The organism is Aneurinibacillus sp. UBA3580, assembly GCF_002375825.1.
GTDB classification, from domain to species: Bacteria; Bacillota; Bacilli; order Aneurinibacillales; family Aneurinibacillaceae; genus Aneurinibacillus; species Aneurinibacillus danicus.
Genome location: NZ_DFMZ01000057.1, coordinates 1 through 8014, shown reverse-complemented (window position 1 = coordinate 8014; position 8014 = coordinate 1). Strand labels below are relative to the sequence as shown.

Annotated in this window: 10 protein-coding genes; all 10 read right to left on the bottom strand. The window is 49.8% G+C overall.

Going from position 1 to position 8014, the window contains the following annotated elements; genetic code table 11:
* The coding region (locus tag B2899_RS09250; RefSeq protein ID WP_286885257.1) for a sugar phosphate nucleotidyltransferase at positions 1–241 on the bottom strand (241 nt) is incomplete at its 3' end.
* 14 nt (positions 242–255) lie between these two features.
* Positions 256–1425, bottom strand: coding sequence for a glucose-1-phosphate adenylyltransferase (locus B2899_RS09245; protein ID WP_286885256.1), 1170 nt, complete (start codon positions 1423–1425; stop codon positions 256–258).
* A complete protein-coding gene (glgB, locus tag B2899_RS09240) occupies positions 1422–3332 on the bottom strand; it encodes a 1,4-alpha-glucan branching protein GlgB (RefSeq protein ID WP_286885253.1) in 1911 nt (636 codons plus the stop codon). Before glgB ends, B2899_RS09245 begins: the two co-directional genes overlap by 4 nt.
* Positions 3333–3508: 176 nt before the next feature.
* Complete coding sequence (locus B2899_RS09235; RefSeq protein WP_146809115.1) at positions 3509–3835, bottom strand: hypothetical protein; 327 nt, start codon at positions 3833–3835, stop codon at positions 3509–3511.
* A 220-nt stretch (positions 3836–4055) separates the two neighbouring features.
* Positions 4056–4280, bottom strand: a complete 225-nt coding sequence (locus tag B2899_RS09230; RefSeq protein ID WP_146809116.1) for a hypothetical protein — start codon at positions 4278–4280, stop codon at positions 4056–4058.
* Between the two features lie 67 nt (positions 4281–4347).
* A complete protein-coding gene (locus tag B2899_RS09225; RefSeq protein ID WP_286885248.1) occupies positions 4348–4776 on the bottom strand; it encodes a hypothetical protein in 429 nt (142 codons plus the stop codon).
* Positions 4773–4931: a hypothetical protein gene (locus tag B2899_RS09220; protein WP_170230168.1), complete on the bottom strand. Its 159-nt coding sequence runs from the start codon at positions 4929–4931 to the stop codon at positions 4773–4775. The genes B2899_RS09225 and B2899_RS09220 overlap by 4 nt, the downstream gene beginning before the upstream one ends.
* Before the next feature lie 25 nt (positions 4932–4956).
* A complete protein-coding gene (locus tag B2899_RS09215; RefSeq protein ID WP_146809118.1) occupies positions 4957–6354 on the bottom strand; it encodes an aspartate kinase in 1398 nt (465 codons plus the stop codon).
* A 131-nt stretch (positions 6355–6485) separates the two neighbouring features.
* On the bottom strand, positions 6486–7142 hold the full coding sequence (locus B2899_RS09210; protein WP_286885244.1) for a ribonuclease H family protein: 657 nt from the start codon (positions 7140–7142) through the stop codon (positions 6486–6488).
* A gap of 80 nt (positions 7143–7222) precedes the next feature.
* Positions 7223–7864: a hypothetical protein gene (locus B2899_RS09205; protein WP_286885243.1), complete on the bottom strand. Its 642-nt coding sequence runs from the start codon at positions 7862–7864 to the stop codon at positions 7223–7225.
* Positions 7865–8014 lie beyond the last annotated feature (150 nt).

Genomic DNA, 8014 nt, shown 5'->3' with positions numbered 1-8014 from the left:
CGTTCTTCCGATCCAAATCCCAGGCTGCTCCATTGCCCAGATGATCTATCAGTGAGCGGTACTTGTGCCGGGTAAACACGGCCACACTTTTTATCCCGGAATTGACCAGGCCCGATAGCGCAAAATCGATGAATCGATACCGCCCGCCGAACGGAACAGATGCGCTGCAGCGCGCTTCCGTCAGCGCCTGCAATTCATCAACTTCATTTGCCAGATTGACTAGACCCATGACTTCTTCCATCCGCTACGCCTCCCTTACGATAGTCCCGCCGCTTTTCGATTGGGTGTTTCGTATCCATGCACGATTGTTCTCTCACCGACCAATGAAATGCTCTGTCCTGCTCCTCCGATACGAACGCCGTCTTCAATGGCGGCTCCTTCACCGATAATTGCTTTCTCAATCGTCACATTCCGGCCAATCTTCGTATGGGGCATTACAACCGAATCACGAATCACGCTGCCCATCCCAACTTTCACCCCATAAAACAGAACAGAATGCTCGACATGGCCAAATACCGTACACCCCTCGTTGATCATGGAGCGGCTGATGACAGCGTTCGGCGCGATATACTGCGGTGGCTGTTGAGAATTCACCGCGTAAATTCTCCAGGCAGGGTCGTTCATCGTAAACAAAGGATTTTCCGCCAGAAGGTCCATATGCGCCTGCCACAGGCTTTCAATCGTGCCTACATCTTTCCAATAACTGGTAAATGGATAAGCAATGAGCCGCCTACCTGCCGCAAGCATTGCCGGAATCACATCCTTGCCGAAGTCATGGCTGGAATCCGGGTTGGCCGCATCATCGTTTAGATGACGTCTTAATGCATCCCATGTAAAAATGTAGATACCCATCGAAGCGAGGTTGCTTTCGGGTCGCGCCGGTTTCTCGGTAAAATGGATGATGCGCCGCTCCTTATCCGTACTCATAATGCCGAACCGACTTGCTTCACTCCACGGCACTTCAATGACCGCAATCGTTGCATCCGCTTTTCTTTCTTTGTGATACGCGAGCAGACGGCTATAATCCATCTTGCAAATGTGATCGCCGGAGATCACCAGCACATACTTCGGGTCATATTGTTCGATGAAATGCGCATTTTGGTGAATGGCGTTGGCGGTGCCCGTATACCAAGACCCGTCCCGGCGATCCATAAACGGCGGCAGAACTGTGACGCCGCCATCCCGGCGATCCAGGTCCCAAGCGCGGCCAATACCGATGTATGAATTCAGTACAAGCGGCTGGTACTGGGTTAATACACCGACCGTATCGATGCCGGAATTTACGCAGTTGCTCAAGGCAAAATCGATAATCCGATACTTTCCGCCAAATGGTACGGCGGGCTTGGCGAGACGGGTCGTAAGCGGACCGAGTCGTCGGCCTTCACCACCGGCAAGCAGCATAGCTACGCATTCTTTCGCTTTCATCTTTCCCCTTCTTTCACTTTGAAGTTATGAAGCTTTAGAAACACACAGGCCAACGGAGGAATGGTAAGGGAAATGCTATGGGGGCGGTTGTGCCATGGTATGGGTTTTGCTTCTATCAGCTTGGGATTTGTCACACCGGAACCCCCGAAACACACGTCGTCACTGTTGAAATATTCAAGGTACATCCCGGGTGTGGGCACACCGATCCGGTATTCGGAACGCACAACAGGGGTGAAATTGCACACGACAAGAAGAGAATCGTCCGGCTGTGCGCCTTGCCTTATAAACGTGAGGATACTCTGGTTGGAATCATGAGGATCAATCCATTCGAAGCCGCGCGGCTCGTGATCGTATTCCCACAGCGCGCGCTCCTTTTGATATATATGATTGAGTGTTTTAACATACGCCTGTATTTTATGATGCATATCGTATTGAAGAAGATGCCAGTCAATCTCGGCTTCGTCTTTCCATTCGTCAAACTGTCCAATCTCGCCTCCCATAAACAGCAGTTTCTTCCCCGGATGTGCGATCATATAGCCGTACAGCACACGCAGGTTGGCAAACTTCTGCCAGTAGTCCCCCGGCATTTTCGCAAGCAGCGCTCTTTTGCCGTACACAACTTCATCATGGGAGAGCGGAAGGACGAAATTTTCAGAGAACGTATAGAAAAAAGAAAACGTCAGCAGTTCATGATGCCATTTGCGATGCACAGGATCCATCTCCATATACTTGAGCACATCGTTCATCCAGCCCATATTCCACTTAAAATTGAATCCGAGTCCGCCCAGGTAAGTAGGAGCGCTAACGCGCGGCCAGGCGGTCGATTCTTCCGCAATCATCAAAGCACCCGGATAGGCGTCGAATACCGCCTCATTTAACTTTTTCAGAAACTCCACAGCCTCCAGGTTTTCGTGTCCGCCGTATCGGTTGGGCCTCCACCTTCCTTCTGGTTTGCCGAAGTCGAGATACAGCATACTGGCGACAGCGTCTACCCGCAGTCCGTCAATGTGGTACTTGTCCATCCAGAACAGCGCGTTGGAGATAAGAAAGCTCACCACTTCCGGTTTGCCGACATCGAACATCAGCGTTCCCCACTCGCCCGTATCGGCTTTGTGCACATCCGCATATTCATATAGCGGCGTGCCGTCAAATTGCATAAGCCCGTGAGCGTCTTTGCAGAAATGGCCCGGCACCCAGTCCAATATCACGCCAATTCCATGCTGATGGCACCGATCAACAAAGTACTGGAAATCTTCCGGCGGGCCATACCGGCTTGTAGCCGAGAAATAGCCCGTCACCTGGTACCCCCAGGAGCGATCAAATGGATGCTCGGCAAGCGGGAGCAGCTCTATATGCGTATAGCCCATTTCTTTCACATAATCGATTGCCTCGTCTGCCAGCTCGCGGTAGGAGTAAAACGAGCCGTCATCCTTCTTTTTCCATGTTCCGGCATGCAGCTCGTAGATGTTTATCGGTTTGCGAAGCGGATCGCTAGTATCGCGCCTGACAAGCCACTCCGCGTCACTCCAGCGGTATGCATCCGGCGAATGGACGACGGAGGCGGTATTCGGCCGCACTTCTGATCGAAACGCGTATGGGTCCGCTTTCAATAGGGTCCCGCCGGATGCCGTTTTAATTTCATACTTATACAAACTTCCTTCACTAAGCCCTGCAATGAACAGAGACCAAACCCCGCCGGTACCGGGCATTTTGAACATTTCATGCCCCTCTCCCTGCCACTCGTTAAACTCGCCGACAATGCTTACCTTTGCCGCTTCCGGTGCCCAAACAGTAAACCGGACGCCGGTTTGGCCCTCTTCCCGGCAAAGATGGGCGCCGAACAGGCGATAGCTGCGAAAGAGGTTTCCCTCATGAAACAGATACAGAGCTTCCTTGTCGGGATACATGGCTGGCTTCTCTCCTTACTTTAGTTTATACAGGAATAATTCGACAAAGAATACAGCCTTCCTTCAACCCGGTAAAAATAGAAAAAAATCGTGTAGATACGAGGTTCTTCGACATTATCACCAATATGAAACAGCGGAAATCCTGTATGAAAAAAACTCCTGACCGTATGTTCTGGTCAGGAGTTTTTTTCATGTTTTTCTTCCATTCTATCAGAATCAGGCAATACTAAATCGCGAATGCTGACCCGGCCCGTCCGATTCGTATCGAGGAATTTGACTCGTGCATCCCTTGGGACTCCTGTATCATCCTGGATAAATCCGATCACGATACAGCGTCGATCACGATGTTTTTTCTTCAGTACGTTCACCGGCTGTACAACATATTCCTTGCCCAACTCAATCTTCACCGCATAATGCTTCTCGTCATTAATATATGTATTGACCATGCAAGCGGTAACCTTTCCGCGCCGGTCGGTAAAAAAATCAATATAACTCGACGTCACAGCGCCTTCCCTCGCTCTCTGCCTATTCTCTTTACAGTTCTTTTTACCCGTTTTCTGCATATAGATAATTCTATAAGACCATAATATATGATTTACAATAGATATTTCCACATCTTTTTACACTGTATAAAAGTTATAAAACAAATATTTATTAGCAATGAGCAAAAAGAGCCCTTTCCGGGGGCTCAAGGCAGAAGGTTGGAGCAGACAACAGGCACCGTTATTCCATACTCTCGAAATGTCCGACAATCTCGCCGTTCTCGTAGCTCTTCAGCGTATCACGATAAAGAATTAAATTATTATCCTTAAGAAAAGATGTGAATTCTTCCTCGGAAAGCCGGCCGGTTAGCGTTTCGTTCTGCATCGTAAACGAAGCGCGCCCTCCTTTTACCGCATCAAAATACATCATGCCGGAGCAGGAAGGCTGCAATTTCACTTGAATCATAAAAAAAGCCCCTCCTTCACCGTTATTTTGTCCATACGGGAACAAAATATGTGAAGGAGGGGCCTCCTTATTCTTTACGCACAAATTGTAATGAAAAACTTTCTTTCCGGTTGGGGCTCCAATCCACCGTGACGGTAAACGTGCTCGATTCATCTGTCAACGCGCACCCGCTGCAGTCGGTATGATAGACGATGCCAGTTTTGTTGTTCATGTCGTTTTCACGGCCGCTCACCTCTTCCGTAAGTCCGGTCAGACGATACCGTATGTTATAGACAGAATCGATATCAGCCGATTTGTAGGAGAGGCGCAGAACTTGCTTTTCTTTCTCTGTCCCCTGCGTATGCACGGTCATCAGGATCGCCTTCCAATTGTCGGATTGACCAACGTATACAAGCGTTTCTTGCTCCTCGCTGCATCCGGTGAGCAGGCTGGCGCATAGAAGAAACGGGGCTAATCGTATCATCCGCTTGCCCGCTTTTTTTACTGCCCGTATCACAGACTCATAACTTCCTGCGCGATTTTGATGTTTTGCGCGCCTTCTTTTTTCTTCTCGGCTGCGCATACTTTCGCTTCGTCGAGCGTATCGAACGATTCGACTTTTCTGTACAGGAATCCGAAATCGGTCATCGCGTCATAAATCACCATGTACATCAGATCCATCCCCCATCTTTTCGGCTTAGCGGTAGCTGACCGCCTCTTTCGCCGCTTCTTCACGGCCTTCCTTTCGCTCAAAAAACTCTTCGTAAATCGCACGCACGGCTTTTTCTTCATCGACCGCTTTGACGCCGAACATCATGCTCACCTCGGATGAGCCCTGGTTGATCATCTCAATGTTGACATGCGCCCGTGCCAGCGCGCCTGCTGCCCGGGCCGTCGTTCCGACATTGTGACGCATGCCTTCGCCTACGATCATAATCATGGACATGTCACGCTCGAACACGATATCATCCACCGCCAGCTCAGTGCGGATACGTTCGGTGATGCGTCGTTCCATCTCAGCGTCAATCTTGTCGTCTTTTAAAATGACAGAAATATCGTCAATCCCGGACGGAATGTGCTCATACGACAGATGCTCATCTTCAAGGATATGCAGCAGGCGGCGGCCGAAACCAATCTCGCGGTTCATTAAATATTTGCTTACATAAATACTGCAGAATCCGTTTGCGCTCGCGATGCCAACCACCGGGTTGCCGTTGCCTTCCCGCTCAAATACGATCATGGTGCCCGGTGCGGACGGATTGTTCGTATTCTTGATGCAGACCGGAATGCCGGCCCGAAACGCCGGAATCAGGGCTTCATCGTGGAAGACCGAAAAACCGGCGTACGATAATTCACGCATTTCACGGTAGGTAAGCTCCTGAATCGGCTGCGGATTGTCCACTATGTTCGGATTGGCTGAAAACACGGAGTCAACATCGGTAAAGTTCTCATACAGATCCGCCTTTACTGCAGCGGCGAGAATGGAGCCTGTGATGTCAGAGCCGCCGCGCGAGAACGTCACGATCTCTCCGGACGGTGAAAAGCCGAAGAAACCGGGGAAGATCAGAATGCCTTCCTGCTCACGAAGCGTCTTTAAATTTTCATACGATTCCGGCAGCACCTGGGCGTTGCCGTGCTCGTCGCTTACAAACAGACCCGCATCCTTCGGATTCACATAGCTTGCTTGTACGCCCTGACTTTGCAGGTAGCGGGCCACGACCTTGGCATTGTTATCTTCTCCGCTCGCCTTAAGCGCATCCATAAACATCTCCGGCTTGCTGCGGTCAAGCTCAAGCCGCCCGCGCAGGTCTGCCTCGATAACATGTACAATTTCTTCTGACAGGCCAAGCCCGCAAGCAATATCCCGATACCGGGCCACAACGGCTGCAAGTTCCGCTTCGGCTTCGCCTTCCGCGAGATAACGCTCCGCCAACGCGATGAGTAAATCCGTTACTTTCGTGTCATTCTTGTCGCGTTTACCAGGTGCCGATACGACGATAAGTCTGCGTTCTGTGTCAGCAAGAACGATATCGCACACTTTTTTAATCTGCGCGGCACTGGCCAGGGATGTACCTCCAAATTTTGCTACTTTCATCTCTCTACCCCTCACTTCTGTGTTCCAAGGCTGTCAAAACACGGCTTTTTCTATTTTCCGAATACTCATATATTATACTTTTGTGACAAAAAAGAAAATACCCGGAGGCTTTTTGCCTTTATAATTTGCCTTTATAATTGTTTACGGCTGAAGATGAACTCGCCCCGAAGAGCCTGTCCGGCCAGCGTGTCCGCCTCCTTATTCTCTGCACGCCCGACCGGTTCATAACGCGGCTTCAAGCCCAGCTCTGCAAGTTTTGCTTCGATACGGTCCAGCCATCTGTTTTCCCGTTCTTCAAACACCGGCCATTCTCCGGAGAGCTGGCTTAGCACCACCTGTGAATCACCCCGGAACACAACCGGCAGATGATGCGCACCGAGCGTCTCAAGCTCACGCAACGCAAGCCAGAACGCCGCATACTCGGCATCGTTGTTCGATTCAATAGACTCGACTGCCTCGTTTTTTCGGATGCGGTACGGCTTGCCGTTTTGTTCGAAATAAAGGACGGCGCCAAGTCCGGCCACACGGTATTCCTTATTGTATCCGCCGTCAAAATAGACGACAATGTTGTGCGGCTCGGTTTCAATTTCCTTCACCAGCTTCTCAAGCTCTTTTTTCGTCCAGCGTTCTCCGTCCTCATCATGGAAAGTGAGCGTCTCCACTCGCCCGGTCTTCTCGATGTCCTTGGCAAGCCGTAACGCTTCTTGCGCTGTCATCATCTGTGAGGTGAATGTCGTGCGCTTTTTTGTACCCTGCGCTTTATATTCCCATACGATGCTGACCTCCATTGCATCACCCCTCCTCCTGTTATGCGTGAAATCGATGTACAAAAATCCCGCCTGAGTACGACGGGATTTTTGGCTTTCTATTATTTTACGTAGCGCAGATACTGTTTGCGTGTGTTCATGTACCGTTTGAAAATCTCCGAGATTTCTTCAAGCGTGTCCCAATCTAAGATTTCATCCGCGTCTTCTTCCACGCGTACAATTTCTTTGTCAGTCAGCGACATGATCTTATGCTTGAGCATATCGCCTGCCGTCCGGTACTGTTCTTCATTTTCATGGTATCCGGCCAGATCCACATATTCTCCTTCTGTTCCCGGAATTTCCAGTAGATAAACATCCTCACTCATCACGACCATAACCGGTTTTCCATTCTGATCCAGAAAATCTTTAGCAATAACAACGACGCCTTCACCTGTCTCAAGCACATCCCAATCGGCATAGTTCTCAGCCAATTCGGTATCCAGCACCTGGCTGTACCGTGCCCGCAGCATTTCTTGCAGTATGTCGCGCATCTCTTCCGCTTCCTCACGGGTTTTGAAATACACTTCGTTTCCGTTCTCAATAAAACCGCCGTGCTCAAGCGCGACGTCCCGGTAACTTGTACCAAGCAATTTATCAATATTATCATTGCGGAGAAGACCTTCTCTTGCATTGACTGATACGAGATGATATGTAACTTCTTTTAATGAATCGACATACCTGTTCACTTTTACCGTGATTTCCATCCATAAACCTCCTAAAAATGCTGCCTCGTAAAATCCATCCAAATATAGCTCACACTGCATTTTACCATTTTCTGCGCCGTTGTTTCAAATGCCAGTACTCGTATTTTTCACAGAAAACGATCATGGTTTTTCAGCCGCAACCCCGACATG

What these genes read in the sequence shown, in the direction of transcription:
- glgB (WP_286885253.1), bottom strand. Translation starts at nt 3,332, where the DNA reads ATGTATCCCGACAAGGAAGCTCTGTATCTGTTTCATGAGGGAAACCTC.
- B2899_RS09230 (WP_146809116.1), bottom strand. Translation starts at nt 4,280, where the DNA reads ATGATTCAAGTGAAATTGCAGCCTTCCTGCTCCGGCATGATGTATTTT.
- B2899_RS09220 (WP_170230168.1), bottom strand. Translation starts at nt 4,931, where the DNA reads ATGTACATGGTGATTTATGACGCGATGACCGATTTCGGATTCCTGTAC.
- B2899_RS09205 (WP_286885243.1), bottom strand. Translation starts at nt 7,864, where the DNA reads ATGGAAATCACGGTAAAAGTGAACAGGTATGTCGATTCATTAAAAGAA.
- B2899_RS09215 (WP_146809118.1), bottom strand. Translation starts at nt 6,354, where the DNA reads ATGAAAGTAGCAAAATTTGGAGGTACATCCCTGGCCAGTGCCGCGCAG.
- B2899_RS09210 (WP_286885244.1), bottom strand. Translation starts at nt 7,142, where the DNA reads ATGGAGGTCAGCATCGTATGGGAATATAAAGCGCAGGGTACAAAAAAG.
- B2899_RS09245 (WP_286885256.1), bottom strand. Translation starts at nt 1,425, where the DNA reads ATGAAAGCGAAAGAATGCGTAGCTATGCTGCTTGCCGGTGGTGAAGGC.